Source organism: Bradyrhizobium sp. (genome assembly GCF_035273305.1).
Classification (GTDB): Bacteria; Pseudomonadota; Alphaproteobacteria; order Rhizobiales; family Xanthobacteraceae; genus Bradyrhizobium.
Window position 1 is genome coordinate 1 of sequence record NZ_DATEPI010000135.1, and the last position, 17,210, is coordinate 17,210.

General features: G+C 59.6%; 15 protein-coding genes and 1 pseudogene. 4 read left to right on the top strand and 12 right to left on the bottom strand.

The window, feature by feature from the left end; all coding sequences use genetic code 11:
• A pseudogene (locus VJV58_RS09220) lies at nucleotides 1-295 on the top strand (MFS transporter); the annotation flags it as partial.
• A gap of 17 nt (nucleotides 296-312) precedes the next feature.
• Here the strand turns inward: VJV58_RS09220 and VJV58_RS09225 are convergent.
• On the bottom strand, nucleotides 313-1,872 hold the full coding sequence (locus VJV58_RS09225) for an acyl-CoA carboxylase subunit beta (protein WP_324137035.1): 1,560 nt from the start codon (nucleotides 1,870-1,872) through the stop codon (nucleotides 313-315).
• Nucleotides 1,802-2,779 carry an IclR family transcriptional regulator gene (locus tag VJV58_RS09230; RefSeq protein WP_324137036.1) on the bottom strand — a complete coding sequence of 326 codons (978 nt, stop codon included), beginning with the start codon at nucleotides 2,777-2,779 and terminating at the stop codon, nucleotides 1,802-1,804. The genes VJV58_RS09225 and VJV58_RS09230 overlap by 71 nt, the downstream gene beginning before the upstream one ends.
• Nucleotides 2,780-2,930: 151 nt before the next feature.
• Between VJV58_RS09230 and VJV58_RS09235 the strand changes: the two genes are divergently transcribed.
• The 3 genes from VJV58_RS09235 to VJV58_RS09245 all read left to right on the top strand — a co-directional run bounded on the left by VJV58_RS09235 (nucleotide 2,931) and on the right by VJV58_RS09245 (nucleotide 6,590).
• A complete protein-coding gene (locus VJV58_RS09235; protein WP_324137037.1) occupies nucleotides 2,931-3,152 on the top strand; it encodes an acetyl-CoA carboxylase biotin carboxyl carrier protein subunit in 222 nt (73 codons plus the stop codon).
• A 150-nt stretch (nucleotides 3,153-3,302) separates the two neighbouring features.
• Nucleotides 3,303-4,469 carry a TAXI family TRAP transporter solute-binding subunit gene (locus VJV58_RS09240; RefSeq protein WP_324137038.1) on the top strand — a complete coding sequence of 389 codons (1,167 nt, stop codon included), beginning with the start codon at nucleotides 3,303-3,305 and terminating at the stop codon, nucleotides 4,467-4,469.
• Between the two features lie 42 nt (nucleotides 4,470-4,511).
• Nucleotides 4,512-6,590: a TRAP transporter permease gene (locus tag VJV58_RS09245; RefSeq protein WP_324137039.1), complete on the top strand. Its 2,079-nt coding sequence runs from the start codon at nucleotides 4,512-4,514 to the stop codon at nucleotides 6,588-6,590.
• Between the two features lie 27 nt (nucleotides 6,591-6,617).
• Here VJV58_RS09245 and VJV58_RS09250 read toward each other — a convergent pair whose 3' ends face one another.
• The 10 genes from VJV58_RS09250 to VJV58_RS09295 all read right to left on the bottom strand — a co-directional run bounded on the left by VJV58_RS09250 (nucleotide 6,618) and on the right by VJV58_RS09295 (nucleotide 17,169).
• Nucleotides 6,618-7,142, bottom strand: a complete 525-nt coding sequence (locus VJV58_RS09250) for a carboxymuconolactone decarboxylase family protein (RefSeq protein ID WP_324137040.1) — start codon at nucleotides 7,140-7,142, stop codon at nucleotides 6,618-6,620.
• A 383-nt stretch (nucleotides 7,143-7,525) separates the two neighbouring features.
• Nucleotides 7,526-7,888, bottom strand: coding sequence for a Zn-ribbon domain-containing OB-fold protein (locus VJV58_RS09255; RefSeq protein WP_324137041.1), 363 nt, complete (start codon nucleotides 7,886-7,888; stop codon nucleotides 7,526-7,528).
• The gene (locus VJV58_RS09260; protein ID WP_324137042.1) at nucleotides 7,885-9,021 is read right to left on the bottom strand and encodes a thiolase family protein; all 1,137 of its coding nucleotides are present in this window, start codon (nucleotides 9,019-9,021) and stop codon (nucleotides 7,885-7,887) included. Before VJV58_RS09260 ends, VJV58_RS09255 begins: the two co-directional genes overlap by 4 nt.
• A gap of 75 nt (nucleotides 9,022-9,096) precedes the next feature.
• On the bottom strand, nucleotides 9,097-10,263 hold the full coding sequence (locus tag VJV58_RS09265; RefSeq protein WP_324137043.1) for an acyl-CoA dehydrogenase family protein: 1,167 nt from the start codon (nucleotides 10,261-10,263) through the stop codon (nucleotides 9,097-9,099).
• 4 nt (nucleotides 10,264-10,267) lie between these two features.
• On the bottom strand, nucleotides 10,268-11,479 hold the full coding sequence (locus VJV58_RS09270) for a CoA transferase (RefSeq protein ID WP_324137044.1): 1,212 nt from the start codon (nucleotides 11,477-11,479) through the stop codon (nucleotides 10,268-10,270).
• 135 nt (nucleotides 11,480-11,614) lie between these two features.
• Complete coding sequence (locus tag VJV58_RS09275; RefSeq protein ID WP_324137045.1) at nucleotides 11,615-12,784, bottom strand: acetyl-CoA acetyltransferase; 1,170 nt, start codon at nucleotides 12,782-12,784, stop codon at nucleotides 11,615-11,617.
• A gap of 32 nt (nucleotides 12,785-12,816) precedes the next feature.
• A complete protein-coding gene (gene denD, locus VJV58_RS09280; RefSeq protein WP_324137046.1) occupies nucleotides 12,817-13,803 on the bottom strand; it encodes a D-erythronate dehydrogenase in 987 nt (328 codons plus the stop codon).
• A 47-nt stretch (nucleotides 13,804-13,850) separates the two neighbouring features.
• Nucleotides 13,851-14,786 carry a carbohydrate ABC transporter permease gene (locus tag VJV58_RS09285; RefSeq protein ID WP_324137047.1) on the bottom strand — a complete coding sequence of 312 codons (936 nt, stop codon included), beginning with the start codon at nucleotides 14,784-14,786 and terminating at the stop codon, nucleotides 13,851-13,853.
• The gene (locus VJV58_RS09290; RefSeq protein WP_324137048.1) at nucleotides 14,779-15,738 is read right to left on the bottom strand and encodes a sugar ABC transporter permease; all 960 of its coding nucleotides are present in this window, start codon (nucleotides 15,736-15,738) and stop codon (nucleotides 14,779-14,781) included. The genes VJV58_RS09285 and VJV58_RS09290 overlap by 8 nt, the downstream gene beginning before the upstream one ends.
• Nucleotides 15,739-15,849: 111 nt before the next feature.
• Entirely contained in the window at nucleotides 15,850-17,169 is a 1,320-nt protein-coding gene (locus VJV58_RS09295) for an ABC transporter substrate-binding protein (protein ID WP_324137049.1), read from the bottom strand.
• Nucleotides 17,170-17,210 lie beyond the last annotated feature (41 nt).

The following is a 17,210-nucleotide window of genomic DNA, read 5'->3' on the forward strand; positions in this document are numbered from 1 at the left end:
CTACGGCCTGTCGCTGTTCGCGATTTTCTACGGCCTCGACTGGATCGCCACCGTCCCGCCAACCGTGCGGCTCACGGCCCAGCGGTTCGGATCGGAGCGCGCCAATCTCGTCTTCGGCTGGATTTTTGCCGGGCATCAAATTGGCGCGGGCACTGCGGCGCTCGGCGCCGGGTTGTCACGCACCATGCTTGCCAGCTATCTGCCGGCTTTCTTCGTCGCCGGTGCGCTGTGTGTTATCGCCGGGCTGATCGTGTTGGCCATATCGCGGCACCCAAAGCCGCTCGCGGCCGCCTGACCCAAAGCGAACGGCGATTACGGCCGAATCGTCATGTTCGTCGCCGGCCCCGGCGTTCGGAGAGGCTCGGCCAACCGTGCGAACTCGCATAGTAGCGAACGGGTCCTGCGGGGATCGATGATTTCTTCGACCCAGAACTTCTCGGCCGACCGGAACGGAGAGCGTAGCTTGTTCAGGCGATCCTCGATCTCCTGCAGCTTCGCTTTTGGATCTTCCGCGGCATCGATGTCGGCGCGATAGGCCGCCTCGATCCCGCCTTCCAGGGGTAGTGATCCCCAATAGGCCGATGGCCAGGCATATCGGAAGGAAAACCGGTCCGCGGGCTGATGCACGACGCCGGCAACACCAAATGAATTGCGCACGATGACGGTGCACCAGGGCACAGTACTCTGATTGACCGCAGCCATAGCGCGAACACCATGGCGGATGGTCGCTGCTTTTTCCGCCTCCAGTCCGATCATGAAGCCCGGACAATCCATGAAGTAGACTACCGGCAGGTGGAAGGTCTCAGCGAGATCGACGAAGCGCACTACCTTCTGACAGGCTTCCGCCGTCCACGATCCGCCGTAATGAAAAGGATCGCTCGCGAGCAACAGTACGGCGCGGCCTTCCAGTCGCGCGAGGCCGGCAATGATCGGGCGGCCGAAATTTGCCGTCATTTCGAAGAACGAGCCCTTGTCGACGACCGCCTCGATAATCGGGCGCATCTTGTAGACCTGACGGCGGCTTCGAGGCACCGCTTTCATCAAGGATTCCTCGGCACGCTCCGGATCGTCACTACAGGGAAGCGTTGGCGGCAGCTCATACACCGATGACGGCAGATAAGAGAGAAAACGTTTTGCGCTCGCGAACGCCTCCTCCTCGGTATCGACAGCGTCGTCGACGCTACCGGCGCGGGTCTGTATGTCGGGTCCACCGAGTTCCTGCTTGGTAAGGTCTTGCCCGAGCCGCTTCACAACCGGCGGGCCAGCCACGAACATCGCCGAATTCTTGGTCATCACCGAATAATGGCTGGCCGCAAGCCTTGCCGCGCCAAGTCCGGCGACGGAGCCCAGGCCCAAGGCCACCACCGGCACGCGAGACATGTTCGCAGTCGTGTACGAATACCAGCGCGTGCCGCCTATGCCGCCGGGCAGATTGGCCGCGCCCTTTGTCTCAATGGTCTTCACGGAGCCACCGCCGCCAGAGCCTTCAATCAATCGAATGATCGGCAGCCGAAAATCGTGCGCCATCTCCTCCGCCATCAGCGGCTTCGCCGAAATCGAGGCATCCGCAGAGCCGCCTCGCACTGTGAAATCGTCGCCGACCACGACTACGGTTCGGCCGTCGACTTTAGCCCTTCCGAACACGCAGTTGGCTGGCGTCAAATTCCTGAGTTCGCCGTTCTCATCATATTCGGCGGTGCCGGAAATCGCTCCGATTTCGTGGAAGCTGTTCGCATCGACCAATCTGTCGATGCGCTCGCGAACGGTGAGCCGGCCCTGGTCGCGCTGACGCTTGACCTTGTCAACGCCTCCCATCTCGCGCGCGAATGCTTCGCGCCGGGCGAGGTCGTCGAGCTCCGGCTTCCAGTTCATTCCTTTCCTCCGCTTTGATGATTTCGTTGCTCTTATGGTTCGCAGCCGGAAGCGGCTTGCCCTCGGGGTGATTGCCGAACAATTCCCCATCGTCTCCGTCAAGCAGTCCGCCGATCGCCGCGCTCAATTCGAGAATCCGCGGCGCAACCTCCTTGTGCAATCGCTTCTCATCGTACATCGCCGACAAAAGCCCGATCGTGACCACGACGAAAGTTCGATACTGTGGCGACCACAGCGGCACCGCCAACCCGTTGATGTGCGGACTCCAGAGGCCGCAAGCAACGACGTAACCCCGCTCGCGCAAAGATTTCCGATTGCCCTCCAAGAGCGGACGTAACAGTTTGGCGCTTTCGGGAATTTCGCGTTCCATTTCGGCCAACAAGCCGGCGGCGACGTTATCGTCGAGCGCAGCCGTATATGCGTGGCCCGCCGCTGTGCTCGCGATCGCAATCCGACTGCCCGAGGTCGAACTCAAGCCGAGTGCGTTGGGAGCGCGCCCGACCTCAAGGTAAACGAGATGGAAGCGGTCCGGTATCACGAAGCCGACGGTTCCCGGCAGTTGTTCGGCGACTTCCTGCAGTCGCAGACGGATCAGGTTGCGAAGCTTCAGGCCGCGCATCATGGAGGTACTCATGGCGACCGCGCTCGGACCGATCCGGTATTTCTGATCGCGGGGCAGGTATACGAGCTGACCCATGCGGGTCAGCGTATGAGTCAGCCGCGATACTGTGGATCGCGGCAGGCCGCAGCGATTGGAAATTTCGAGATTGCCAAGCCGCGCCTCATGGCCTTCGAAGCAGCGCAACACGTCGAATGCGCGCGACACCACCTGGATCACGTCGCCCTCACCAGCACGATCGCCGGCAAGAATTCCCTCTTTGCTGAGCCGCTCCGAGCGTCGTCCCATGGCTACCCAATTCCGTAATACGGAATGAAATTCCACTTGCGGAAGAAGCTACCTCAGGCAATCTGCGACGACAACAAAAAGCGAGGGCGCCCGCCCTTAGCTATGCGTTCATTTCATTAACGTGCGCGCGGCCGCTGTCCTGGAGAGTGGAATGCCAGAAATCAAGATCGTGACCGAGGTCGCCGGACGCATCTGCGCGCTTCCCGTTCAGGTCGGCGGCACCATCGAAGACGGCGATGACGTCGTTTTCGTCGAAGCGATGAAGATGGAGATCCCTGTCGCCGCGCCTGCCGCGGGCAGACTAAAGTCAATACTGGTTAATGTTGATGACGTCGTTGCCGAAGGCCAGGTCTTAGCGATCGTCGAGACGTAATCGCCGAACGCACCCACGTCTTTGCTGGTCTGCGACATTCTGTCCGGTATGTAAACCAACGTGGCGCGAACCGCTCAACGTTGCCATCGCGACATGGCGATGACATGATCCAGCCAACGATTTTTAATTGAGAAACACTTGGAGGCGAACATGGTCCATCGGCTGGTGGCGCTTGCGGCTGTCGTTTTCACGGGCATGCTGCCGTTGACACCTTCTGCGCTTCGCGCCGAAGACACCAAGCTGCCGCCGACGATGACGTTCACCGCTTACGACACCGGGACTGCCGGATTCAATATCGCAGTCGCGGTCGGCAAAATGATGAAAGATAAATACGGCACCGACTTGCGGGTATTGCCCGCGGGGAACGACGTCGCTCGCCTTGCTCCGTTGCGGGCGGGACGGGCGGTGGCTTCGGCGATGGGTTCCGGCACCTACTTCGCGCAGGAGGGCGTGTTCGAATTCGGCGGCCGGGAATGGGGTCCTCAAGCGTTGCAAATCCTGCTTTCGTCGGTTGACTGCAACGCCGGCTCACTTGGCGTTGCCCGCGATACCGGGGTAACGGAGATCAAGCAATTGATGGGCAAGCGGGTCGGCTTCGTCGTCGGATCGCCGGCGTTGAACCAGAATGCGCTGGCGATTTTAGCATTCGGTGATCTCAAGCAGAGCGACGTCAAGATCGTCGAATTCTCGAGCTACAGCGCAATGTGGAAGGGCCTGATAAACAACGACACGGATGCGGCTTTCGCGACAACCATTACCGGCCCAGCGAGGGAAGCCGAGAGCTCGCCGCGTGGCCTGGTTTGGCCGCCGCTTCCCCACAACGACAATGCCGGCTGGGAGCGCGTTCAAAAGGTCGGCTCATTTTTCTTCCGACATGTTGCAACCTGCGGCGCCGGCATTTCCAAGGAAAAGCCGATCGAACTTGGAAATTATCCCTACCCGATCTTTGTGGCCTATGGCTCCCAGTCCGCCGATCAGGTTTACGCGATCACCAAGGCGATGATTACCGGCTACGATGCTTACAAAGACGCCGCAGCAGGCGCGCCGGGGCTCGCCGCTGACCGACAAACGAAAAATTGGGTGGTGCCGGTTCATCCCGGCGCAGTCAAGGCGCTCAAGGAAGCCGGTCAATGGAGCGACGACCAGGAGGCGCACAATAACGCACTGTTCAAGCGGCAAGCGGTTCTGGCGGCCGCATGGGTCGCCTACGGCAAATCGAATCCTCCCTCGGACGATAAGGAGTTCCTTGCAGGCTGGATGAGCGCGCGCGCTGCCGCCCTGAAGAAGGCCAATATGCCAAACGGATTTGAGGAATAGGCTCCGCTTCGACCTGTCGCGCCGACGTTAAACGGAAAACTGATGTCATCTGCCTCACCGTCCGCCGGTTCGGAAAAACCTGTAGCAAATCGGGTCGAATTCGACGATCCGCACGCCGGCATCGGCGGACTGCAAGAGGCCGAGGTTACGCGGGTGCGGACCTTGCGTGGCGCTTGGCGTTGGGCGCTCATCCTAGCCACCGCCGCTACGATCCTGCTGTGCATCAACCAGCAATTCTCGCTTCGTTTTTTTGTCGGCTACACCCAGCTTAACACAGAGTATTTCTATCTGCTGATTGCGCTGATGCTACCGTTCACTTTTTTGATCTTTCCGAATTCCGAACGCTCGCCGCTCGATCGCATTCCCTGGTACGACCTTCTGTTTTTCGTGCTCACCTCCGGTTCAGCCATCGTATTGATGGCCCACGTTCGCAAAGCGGCGGAAGCGGGGTGGGAATTCGGCGGCGCCCCGACGACGGTCATTGTCGCCGGCGTGGTGATGTGGGTGATGCTGATGGAAGCGCTGCGCCGCACCGGCGGCTGGAGTCTTCTTATCAGCGTTTTTCCTTTCACCATTTATCCGTTATTTGCCGACGCGAACTGGCTAGGTCCGTTTCGCGGAACCCAATCGACGCTCGAACAGGCCACTTCATATCACGTGCTCTCGGGCGAGAGTCTGCTCGGCATTCCGATCCAGGCGTTCGCGGATACCGTAATCGGTTTTTTGGTGTTCGGTACGGCCCTGATGATGACGGGTGCCGGAAAGTTCTTTATCAACCTCGCGTTTGCGATGTGCGGAACGTTTCGCGGCGGTGCGGCCAAGGTCTGCATCTTCGCAAGTGGCCTGCTCGGAATGATGTCAGGCTCGATCATTTCCAACGTTCTGACCGCCGGCACGATGACCATTCCGGTCATGAAGAAGAGCGGTTTCCGCGCCTCCTATGCTGGCGCGATAGAGGCCTGTGCTTCGACCGGCGCCGTGCTGGCGCCTCCGGTCATGGGGGCCACCGCATTCGTGATAGCCCAGTTTCTCAACGTCAGTTACGCAGACGTCGCGGTCGCCGCGATCATTCCGGCCATCCTGTACTATGTCGGCCTGTTCATGCAGGTGGATTCCTATGCGGCACGCCATGGCCTCAAGGGCATCCCAAGGTCAGAGCTGCCCAAGGTGATCGATACGATCAAGGACGGCTGGTACTACGTCTTCGTGATCGCGTTGCTCATCATCATGCTGCTGTATTTCAAGCGCGAAAGCCACGCCCCGTTTTATGCCACGGCGCTGCTGTTGGTGTTGAACCAGGTATTCTCCCGGGAAACCCGCTGGACGCTTACCACGATCAATCGATTCCTCGAGGTGAATGGCCGGACGTTCGTCGAACTGATCGGTATCCTCGCCGGCTGCGGGCTCCTGATCGGAGCGTTCTCGATGACGGGGGTGGTCTCAAGCCTGGCTAACGACCTGCTTCGCATCGCCGGAGACAACGCATTTTTGTTGCTTGGCATGTGCGCCTTCACAAGCCTCGTTCTCGGCCTCGGCCTTACCACCACCGCCTGCTACATCTTCCTGGCTATTCTGGTGGCGCCTGCGCTGGAAAAGCTCGGCCTTAACCGAATGGCAGTGCACATGTTCATTTTTTACTGGGGCATGTTGTCGTCGATCACGCCACCGGTGGCGATCGCGTCTTTTGCGGCGGCCGGCATCGCGGGCTCGCCTGCGATGAAGACCGGATGGGAATCAATGTGGGTCGGCAGCATCATTTATTTCATTCCGTTTTTCTTCGTGCTCAATCCGGCGCTGGTGTTGCAGGGCGACAGTCCGTATTTCGCCGCGCTCGGACTGATGATGCTCGCGGCCCTCGGCACGCTCTTCATCTGCGGCGGCATCCAGGGTTATCAGGCCTTTGTCGGCGATCTCCGAAAGGCCGGCCCGCTGGAATGGCCTCTGCGAGTGTTGCTGGTGATTGGGGGCTTCGTCATCGCCACCCCCGGTGGCGGCATCATGCCGATGTCGCAATTGCAGATCACCAGTGTTGGGGTTGCCATCCTGGTCCCGACAGTTTTGATCGCCGTGCTGCTGGCGCGTCGGCAAGCGCTCGTGCCAAACTCGTTGCGCGTGCCCTGAGGGCGCAGGCAAATTTCGACTGGTCCGTCAGATCTCTTCGGTTACCGGTTGCATGTCGATATCGAAGGTCTCGAGAAACTTCGACGTCATGATGTAGAAGCCAACCGAGAGCTGCAGTTCAACGAGCGCGGCCGGCGTCAGCTTGGCCGCAATGGCGTTGAAGGTCGCATCGCTCGGACGCCGCAGCTTGACGATCTCATCGGTAAAGGCGAGCGCGGCGCGCTGCAATTCGTCAAAGCAGGCCGCCGATTCCCAATGCTCCAGCGCCGCGTTCTGCTCGTCAGTGACCCCGACATTCTTGCCCATGCGCTTGTGCGCCACTACCTCATACGGCGCCTCGCACAGAATACCCGTGCGCGTTATCGCCAGTTCACGCACGATCGGATCAAGCTCGCCTTTGCGGCGGATCGCGCCGCCGAGCCGGCAATATTGCTCAAAATAGCTCGGCGAGTGCGCCATCATCCGAAAGATGTTGGCGTTTCGGTTCTTGCCGAGTATCTCGCGCGTTCGCTCATTCGATTTCGAAGTATCGCAATACTCGATACGGGCCATGTTTCACCTTGGTTTCCCTGCTCGTGCCGTTGAAGCACAATTCGGCTAATCTTGCGGATCAACAGGCCGCATCGCAGTCAAATTGCCGCCGCATTACTATTCGATCCTGCGAATGTCGATATTCGCTGAGTGGGGACTCGTCAAAGCGAATACTCGTCGCGGGGTGTTCCGAGTACAAATCTGACCATCGGTGCGCTTTCGCGCAACGATGAGTTATGCCCAAGTCTAGGGAGATCGGCATGAAGGAAGCCACCAAAAGGGCGGCCTCGGAAGCGCTCGCGCGAACGCTGGCGGTGACGGCAATGCTCGTCATCGCCAGCCTCATTTTTTACTCGCGATGAGTGAAGAAGTTGGCCTCAAGATGCCGTGGAATCGACCCATCCCTAAACCGCCTTCTCAAAGTAAGGAATTAGCCGATCGACAAATCGTGCAAACCGCGCTTTGACCTTGTCGCCGATGCAAAGATCGTTGCTTCCATGCCCCATCATCCGAAATCCCTCCTCGGTATCGACGAGAACGATGTTGTACGGCACGTGGGCGCGGGTTTCCGCCGTTGCCGCGCGGCAGACGAGTGAAGTGGCGTAGATCGTGCCCTGACCGCTCGCGAACTTTTCAACCGGATCGGGCGCGCCGCAGCTCCAACAGAAGCTGCGCCGGAAATACTGCAGGTTGCCGCAGGCGCCGCAGCATTGATAGACGATGGCTTCGCCGCCCATAGTCCAGTCGGGCACCGGCTGCTCGCTCATCGGACGCGCTCCAGAAACATGCTGACATGCGAGGACAATACGCCGCCATCCCCATGCAGCAGCGCAATTGAGGCGTCGCGCACCTGGCGACTTCCGGCGCGTCCACTCATTTGCAACTGCGTCTCGACCAGATGCGCCATCGCGCCGCCGACGCCGCAATGGCCATAGCTCAACAATCCACCATGCGTGTTGAGCGGCATCTCACCGGTCCGGCTGAAATGGCCGGAACGGACGCGGGAAGCGGCCTCGCCTCGTGCCGCGAGGCCAAGGTCTTCCAGCAGAATGGCCAACGTGATTGTAAAACTGTCGTAGACCGCGGCATAGCGTACGTCCGAGATGCCAATACCGGCCTGCTGCTTTGCCCGCGCGATTGCGATCTCGGCTCCAAGCTCGCTGAGGGCCGGTGCGGCCGTGACATGCTGATGGGTGTGGGCCTGCGCACAGCCACGCACGCAAATGCGCACCGGCGAGGTCGCCTCACGACTGACCACAAACGCCGCACCGCCGTCGGACACCGGACAGCAATCCAGAAGCTTTAACGGCAGCGCGACCGGCTTTGATCCCATGACGTCGGAGACGGTTATGGGGGTACTGAATTGAGCCCCGGGATGCGACAGCGCGTGGGTACGCATCAGGACGGCGAACTCGGCGAGGTCTTCCTGGGTGACGCCGTATTCGTGCATGTAGCGCGAAGCAACGAGACCATAATAGGCGGGGATCGTCGGTCCCAACGGCACTTCGTACCGAGGGTCTCCAACCTGCGCCAGCGCCAGGATTGAGGCATCACGACTCTGCCCTGTCAGGCGGTTCTCTCCTGCAACCACCAGCACATGTCTGACAACTCCGGCTTCGGCCAGATGATGTGCCAGCATGGTCATCGCCAGCCCGGTCGCACCGCCAACCTGGACAGCATGAGCGTAAGCCGGGCGAATGCCGAAATGTTCGGCGAACACCGTGGCCAACATGATATGCGGCGATACGGTGGAATAACCACATAGAACGCCGTCGATCTCGCGTCGCTTCAGACCAGCATCGGTGATCGCAAGCTCTGCGGCCTTGCTCATGAGATCGAGCGACGAGGAGCCTTCATGCCTGCCATATGGCGTGAGGCCGACGCCGGTGATGAAACTCATGGCTCTCGAACCAAGTTTCGCGCCTTCCAGAATGGCGTGGTAAGAATTCTGTCCCCCATCCCATCGATCGGCATCTCAATAAGACTTCGGCAATCCAAGCACTTTCTCGGCTATAAAGCTGAGAATGAGTTGCGGACTGATCGGCGCGATCCGCGGAATCAGGGATTCCCTAAAATAGCGCTCGACGTGGAATTCCTTTGCGTAGCCGAACCCGCCATGTGTCATCACGGCCTGCTCGCATGCGTGAAAGCCCGCTTCCGCGGCAAGATATTTCGCCGCATTGGCGGCCGGTCCGCAGGGCATGCCCTGATCGTACTGCCAGGCGGCCGACAGCGTCATCAGCCACGCCGCCTCGAGCTCCATCCAGTTCCTGGCGAGGGGATGTTGAATCGCCTGGTTCTTGCCGATCGGGCGATTGAACACGTTGCGCTGTTTGGCGTAGGCGGCCGCTCGCGATAGAGCCACTCCTCCCAGTCCCACCGCTTCGGCCGCGATCAGGATGCGTTCCGGATTCATGCCGTGCAGAATGTATTCGAAGCCGCGGCCTTCCTCGCCGAGGCGATCGTGAAGAGCAATTTCAAAATTCTCAATGAAGAGTTCGTTGGAATCGACAGGCTTGCGCCCCATCTTTGCGATTTCATGCACGGCGATGCGGCTGCGATCGAAGTCGGTATAGAACAAACTCAGACCATGGGTCGGGTTTTTGACTTCCTCCAGCGGGGTCGTGCGCGCCAACAGCAGAATCTTTTCCGCCACCTGCGCCGTGGAGATCCAGACCTTCTGGCCATTGACGACGTATTTATTGCCGGAGCGCACCGCGCGCGTCTTCAACTGCGTGGTGTTGAGGCCAGTATTCGGCTCGGTGACGGCGAAGCAGGATTTCTCGGTCCCAGCTACGATCGGCGGCAACATCCGCCTGCACTGTTCCTCCGTTCCGAACACGACGACCGGATTGAGCCCGAACACATTCATGTGCACGGCCGAAGCGCCCGACATTCCGGCGCCCGACTCCGCAATCGTCCGCATCATGATCGCGGCATCGATAATGCCGAGACCCGAGCCACCATAGGCCTCGGGAATGCAGATGCCGAGCCAGCCGGCATCGGCCAACGCCCTATGAAAGTCGGCGGGATAACCGCCGTCCTTGTCTTTCTTCAACCAATAGGCGTCATCGAAACGCGCGCAGATCTTTGCGACCGCTTCCCGGATGGATTCCTGATTGGCCGTGAGGGCGAAGTCCATCGTCTCAATGCACCTCTGTAGCTTCGGGTGCCGTGGTAGCACCGGCGCGCACCAGGGCCGCAATCTCTTCCGCCGAGAATCCCGCTTCGCGAAGAATTTCCGGGCCATGCTGATTGAGGCGCGGCGCAAGTCGGGTGGTCTCGACTGAAGTCTCCGACCAGGTGGCGGACACCTTCATGTTGCGGATTTTGCCCTCACTTGGATGATCTATCACCGGGAAGAAATCGGTCGCGAGCAGGTGCGGGTCCTCCAGAATGCTTTCCAGATTGTGCATCGGCATCACAGGCACATCGGCTTTGTCGAGCAGTTCGGTCCACTCGGCGGTGGTTCTCGTCTCGAAGATGCGGGCAAGTTCAGCGTAGACCATGTCAATATTGGCGACGCGTCCGGCAAAGGTCGCGAATTTGGTGTCAGCGCGCAGATCGTCGCGTCCGGTCGCCTGGAAAAAATTCTCCCACTGCTTGTCGTTATAGACAATGACGCAGATGTAGCCGTCCCAAGTCTTGTACGGCCGTCGGTCGCGCGAGAGGTGCCGGGCATAGCCGCCTTTGTCCAGCGGCGGCTCATAGGTCAATCCACCCATGTGATCGCCCATGACAAAACCAGCCATTGTTTCGAACATCGGGATGTCGAGGCGCTGGCCGCGGCCTGTTCGGTCGCGATGTACCAGGCTCGCGCAGATCGCACCGACCGCCGCCAGGCCGACAATGCGGTCGACGAGTGCGTTTGGAACGTAGCGGGGAATGCCATCGCCAGTCTGCGCCATCAGTGCGGGCAAGGCGGTAGCACCCTGGATCAGGTCGTCATAGGCGGGCTTCGCCGCATAGGGACCATCCTGCCCAAAACCGAACACGCCGGCATAGATCAGGCGCGGATTGAGTTTCGAAATTACATCGTATCCGAGATTTAGCCGCGCCATCGCCTGCGGACGCACGTTGTAAACCAGCACATCCGCCGACGCGATCAAACGCAACACCGCATCGCGCCCCGCTGGATTCTTCAGGTCGAGTGCAATGCTGCGCTTACTGCGGTTGGTGTTCAGGAATACCGGACCCATGCCGGGATGACGGGTCGGGCCGATCAGACGTGTGACGTCGCCTTCGCGCGACTCTATCTTGATCACGTCGGCGCCGTAGTCACCCAGCGTCTGAGTGGCATAGGGGCCCATCAGCACGGTCGTCATATCGATGACCCTGATGCCCTTCAGAGGTCCCATGCCTGTTCGCTCCAGATGCGCTCTATTGGCGGCGATGCGGCTCTTAGAACGTACTAACGGCAGCGTGTCGCCAAGATCAAGGCTATCGCGGGCATAGATGCTGGCGCGGCGAGATCGCAGGTATGCGCGAGCTGTTTACTTCGCCGGCTCCAGTAGGGAGACGTAATTGGCAACCGCCGCACCGCCCATGTTGAAGATGCCGGCGAGTTTGGGATCCCTGATCTGCATGCCCTCCGGCGCCTGCCCTAACAGTTGCATTGCCGTCATCACATGCATGGAAACGCCGGTAGCGCCGATCGGATGGCCTTTGGCCTTTAATCCGCCGGAAGGGTTGATTGGCAGCTTGCCATCTTTCTGGGTCCAGCCCTCCTTAATGGCGCGCGCGCCCTGCCCCCTCGGCGTCAGTCCCATCGCCTCATATTCAATGAGTTCGGCGACCGTGAAACAGTCGTGGGTTTCGACAAAAGACAAGTCGGAGAGTTGGACCCCGGCCGATTGCAATGCGCGCTGCCAGGCCACGGTACAGCCTTCAAATTGCAGGATGTCGCGCTTCGACATCGGCAGGAAGTCCTGGGCATGCGCGGTAGCCTTGATGCTGACGGCCTTGCCCATGGATCTGGCGGTTTCGGCGTCAGTCAAAACCAGCGCGGCCGCGCCATCCGAGACCAGCGAGCAGTCGGTTCGCTTCAGCGGCCCTGCGACAAATGGGTTCTTCTCGCTCTCCGAGCGGCAGAATTCGTACCCGACATCCTTGCGCATCTGGGCGTAGGGGTTGGCGACTCCGTTCTTGTGGTTTTTGGCTGCGATCATCGCGAGCGCGTCCGATTGGTCGCCATATTTCTGGAAATAGGCCTGGGCGATCTTGCCAAACACGCCTGCGAACCCGCCGGGGGTGTCGCCGTCCTCCGGCAGATAGGATGCTCGCAACAAGTTCCGACCAATTTCAGGGCCCGGCGTCCGCGTCATCTGCTCCACGCCGACCACCAGCACAATTTTCGCCGCGCGAGCCGCAATCGCCCGGATACCTTGATGCACTGCCGCCGAACCGGTGGCGCAGGCATTCTCGACCCTTGTCGTCGGCTTGAACCGCAACTGCGGGTCGGCCTGCAGCACCAGTGACGCGGTAAAATCCTGCGGCGAAAAGCCGGCATTGAAATGCCCCAGCACGATCTCGTCGACATCCGCGGCTGAGATCCCGGCGTCCGCCAGCGCGTCCGTCGTGACGCGGACGACCAGGCTTTCGACGGTTTCATTGTCGAACTTTCCGAACGGCGTGTGGGCCCATCCGACGATGCTGGCTGTCATGACTATTCTCCCGTGAGTTCCCGCCGATCGGGTCAGGTCACGAACTTACCACCAAGTTCGTCCTCGATGTGAATGCGGATAATATCATCAAAGTTCTTTTCGGCGGTGGTGAAGCCGAGCTTCAGCGCCCGCATCGGTTCGAAATTACGGGGCCAGCCGGCAACGATGCCCATTATAAACGGATCAGGGTCCCGTTTGATCCGCGCCGCGACCTTGTCGCCGGCCACCCGCTTAAGTGCGGCGATTTGCTCGCCAACGGTGGCGGAAAGCCCGGGCATGGTGAGGTTTCGACGCGGCCCGACTGCCCCGGAATCCAGCGTAGCCGCATGAAGCAGAAACCCGACCGCCGACCTTGGCGTGGCGTGCCAATGTCGAACGTCCTCGTTGACAGGCAGCACCGCTTCCTTCCCGGCAAGCGGTTCGCGCAGGATGTTTGAAAAGAAACCCGAAGCCGCTTTATTGGGGAGACCGGGCCGGATGCAAATAGTCGGCAATCGAATTCCGATACCATCCATGAAACCGCGCCGCGAATAGTCGGCCAGGAGAAGTTCGTCGATCGCCTTTTGCGTACCGTAACTCAACAGGGGCGTGTGAAAGAACTCGTCCCCGATCGCGTCCGGAAACGGTGCTCCGAACACCGCGATCGAGGAAGTAAACACCACACGCGGCTTGTAGTCGTCTCCGACCAACCGGATCGCATCGAGCAGCATCCGCGTTCCGTCGAGGTTGATGCGATAACCCTTGTCGAAATCGAGCTCTGCTTCGCCGGAGACGATCGCCGCCAGATGGAAAATCACATCGGGACGATCCGCGACGAGTTTCTCGGCGGCGCCGGGGACGGCGAAGTCGCATGTAACGGTGTCAACCGGAAATCCCGCTTTATCCGGTTGCGCGGGTGCGACGACGTCCTGCAGTGTCATCCGGGTGATCTCGCGCTCACCGAGACGCCCGTCCCCCAACAGCCGCTCGGAAAGCTTGCGCCCGACCATTCCGGCCGCGCCCAACACCAGAATGTGCAAGAGCCAACTCCTTCTTGTTTTTGATTGTTACGCGCCGGCCCGGGCGCTCACTCTTTGACGGCCCCGGTCATCGCCGAGACGTAATGTTCGACAAAGAATGCGTAGAGGATGACCAGCGGCAGCGAACCGCACAAGGCGCCCGCCATCAGCGAGCCCCAGCGATAGACGTCGCCGTCGACGAATTCGTTGACGATTGCGACCGGCACGGTCTTGTTCTGCGTCGATTGCAGGAACGTCAGCGCATAGATGAATTCGTTCCAGCAAAGCGTGAAGCAAAAGATAAAGGCCGAGATCAGCCCGGGAATCGCGAGCGGCAGCACGATCTTGACCAAAATCTGCCAGCGGCTCGCACCATCGATCAGCGCGCATTCCTCCAGCTCAAACGGAATAGTTTTGAAATAACCCATCAAGAGCCAGGTCGAGAATGGAATCAGAATCGTCGGATAAGTCAGGATCAGCGCCATCGGCGAGTCGAAAAGGCCATACTGGAACACGACCGTTGCGAGCGGAATGAAAAGGATCGACGGCGGTACCAGATAGGACAGGAAAATGAGGCCACCTACCCATTGCGCGCCGCGATAGCGCAGCCTCACGATGGCATAAGCCGCCAATACGCTGGCGACGATCGACAGGATGGTGGCGCAGATCGCCACATACATCGTGTTCCAGAGCCAATGCGGGTAGTAGCTTTCAAACAGCAATTTATGGATGTGTTTGAACGTCGGATTCCAGGTCCAGAACGGATTGAACTTATCCAGATCGAGCAGCTGATCGTCCGGTTTGATCGCGGTCAGTCCCATCCAGTAAAACGGAAACAACAGGATGAAAACGATGATCGCCAACGGCAAATACAGCGTGACGATGCGTCGGGGCACCGACTGGAGATAGCTCATCCCCTCGCTGTGATCAGCCATGGCGACGGTCGCCGATGAGCCCGACAGCACAGCTTTGAGATCGATGCGCGAGGTGGGAAGATCAGTCATTGTTCTCGCCCTGCTGCCACTTGCGACGCTGTAGCCCAAACCATGAAATCATGATGGCGGCCAGCAGGAAGGGGATCATGGCGCTTGAGATCGCCGCACCCTCTCCCAGTTGTCCCGCGATGATGGCCCGCTGATAGGACAGGGTTGCCATCAGGTGAGTGGCGTTGACAGGGCCACCCCTCGTCATCGCCCAGATCAGCTGAAAGTCGGTAAAGGTGAATAGCACCGAGAACGTCATCACGACCGCGATAATCGGCGTGAGCAAGGGATAGGTGATGTAGCGGAACATTTCCCATTTGCTGGCGCCGTCGAGGGTCGCCGCCTCGTACAGCGACGGCTGCACGGTCTGCAGACCTGCCAGAAGTGTGATCGCGACAAAGGGAACACCGCGCCAGATATTGGCGAAGATCACGCAAATCCGCGCCCAAGTGACGTCTCCGAGAAAATTGATGTTCTGGGTGATCAGGCCGAGATGCCGGAGCGACCAGGAGATGATCGAGAATTGCGAGTCGAATATCCACCAGAATGCTAGGGCGGAGAGCACCGTCGGCACGATGAACGGAATCAGCACCAGCGCTCGCAGCATCGCCTTGAACGGCATATTCTCGTTCAGTAGCAAGGCAAGATAGAGCCCGACCGCGAACTTAATCGCGCTGGCGACTGTGGTGTACAAAAGCGTGTTGAAGACCGACAGCCAGAAAATCGAATCGCCCCACAGCCACTCGTAGTTTTCGGTGCCGATGAATTCGCCCGGCCGTCCGATCCGAGCGTCAGTAAATGATATCCAGATGCCGAGCCCGAGCGGATAGGCCAGAAAGAATATCAAGAAACCCATCGCCGGCAGCATGAACCAGAACCCCAGCCAATTTCTGTTGGTCTTGAGTTGGTCCCATGCCGTTGCCTCGCGTATCTCCGGCTTAGCGGAACTGCGTTGCAGTGCGATGTCAGCCATTGACGAAATCCCTTTGGGTCGGCGATGCCGTCATCACCGTTGCTCGCGCTAGAATGTCACGCCAATGAATCGGGCGGGCTGCAAGCAACTGCGGCCCGCCCGATTGTACTCCTAGCGATAGATACGCTTCAACTGGCGTTCACACTCCGCAATCGCGCTCTTCGCGTCCTTGGTGCCGGTGCAGTAGTTGGCGAACATGTCGACCACGAGGAAGTCGGCGATCGCTGTCGCCGCCTTCTCGCCCGGAGTGCCGATGCCGGAGGCCGGAAGCGCGCGCTTGCTGGCCTGGGCGAACACGGCGTTCTTCGGGTCCGCCGTCCATACCGGCGCCGAGTCGTATGCGTTGAGCGTGTGGGTCAGATACCCGCGCGCGCCAGAGAGCCATTTCTCGTAATTTTCCTTCTCCAGCATGAAGGCGATGAAGGCTTTCGCCGCGTTCGGGTACTTAGTGAAGTTGAACGCCAGAATGGGAACGGCAAGCTGCAACTCGGTCGGATGCCCGACCGGCCCGACCGGCCAAAGCGCGTGGTAAGTATCGTCCGCAAGTTCTTTCTTGGTCGGATCGTCTTTTGCCGCAACGTAGATCGAGATGCCGTTGGCGGTGCAGTAGAGTTCACCCGAGAGGTACGCCTTGTTGTTGGACGAGTCGTTCCAGGAAGCCACACCTGGAATGAAGGTCTCGGACAAGGCCTTGCAGTAATCCAGCGCCTTGATGGTCTCAGGTGAGTTGATGATCACCTTGTCGTTTTTGTCGACCGTGTAAGCCCCATGGCCCCAAAGCAACCAGTGAAGCCACCCGTTGGCGTCGCCTGAGGCATGGCCAAGCGCAAAGCCGGCCGGCGTGTTGTTTTTCTTCAGCGCCTTGCACATCTCAAGGAAGCCCGGAAAATCCTTCGGAAATTCCTTGAAGCCGGCCTTGTCCACGGCAGACTTGCGGTAGGTCATGTAACCGCCGATCGTGGCCACTGGAATGCCGAGCCAGTCGTCGCCGTGCTTGCAGGTTTTCGCTGCCGCGTCCGTCCATCCCCCGTACTTTTTGCCAAGGTAGTCGGCGACGTCGTTCATCTTCAGCACTTTGGTCGGGAACAACTGCGGCAGGGTATGGAGGCCCCAAGCCAGATCGAGTCCCGAACCGGTGTTAGCGGCGACCGAAGCCTTTGGCTGCACGTCCTCAAAGGACTCGCTGAACACATTCATCTCAGTACCGGTCGCGGTCTTGAATGCCGCCACCATGGCGTTGAAGGCGTCGTCCTCCGCCGGCACGAAGCGCTTCCAGCGCATGACTGTCAGTTTGGCATCCTTCTCGGCCTTCCATGGCGCGGCCTGAGCCCAAGCCTTGGCAAACTCCAGCAACGCCGGCCCGGTAAGTGCGCCAGCCGCCGCAAGCGCGGTGCCGCCTTGAAGAAGCGTGCGGCGAGTAAAATCCTGCATAGTCCATTCTCCCTTTTGGCTCGTTTTAATTGCTCAAGAGT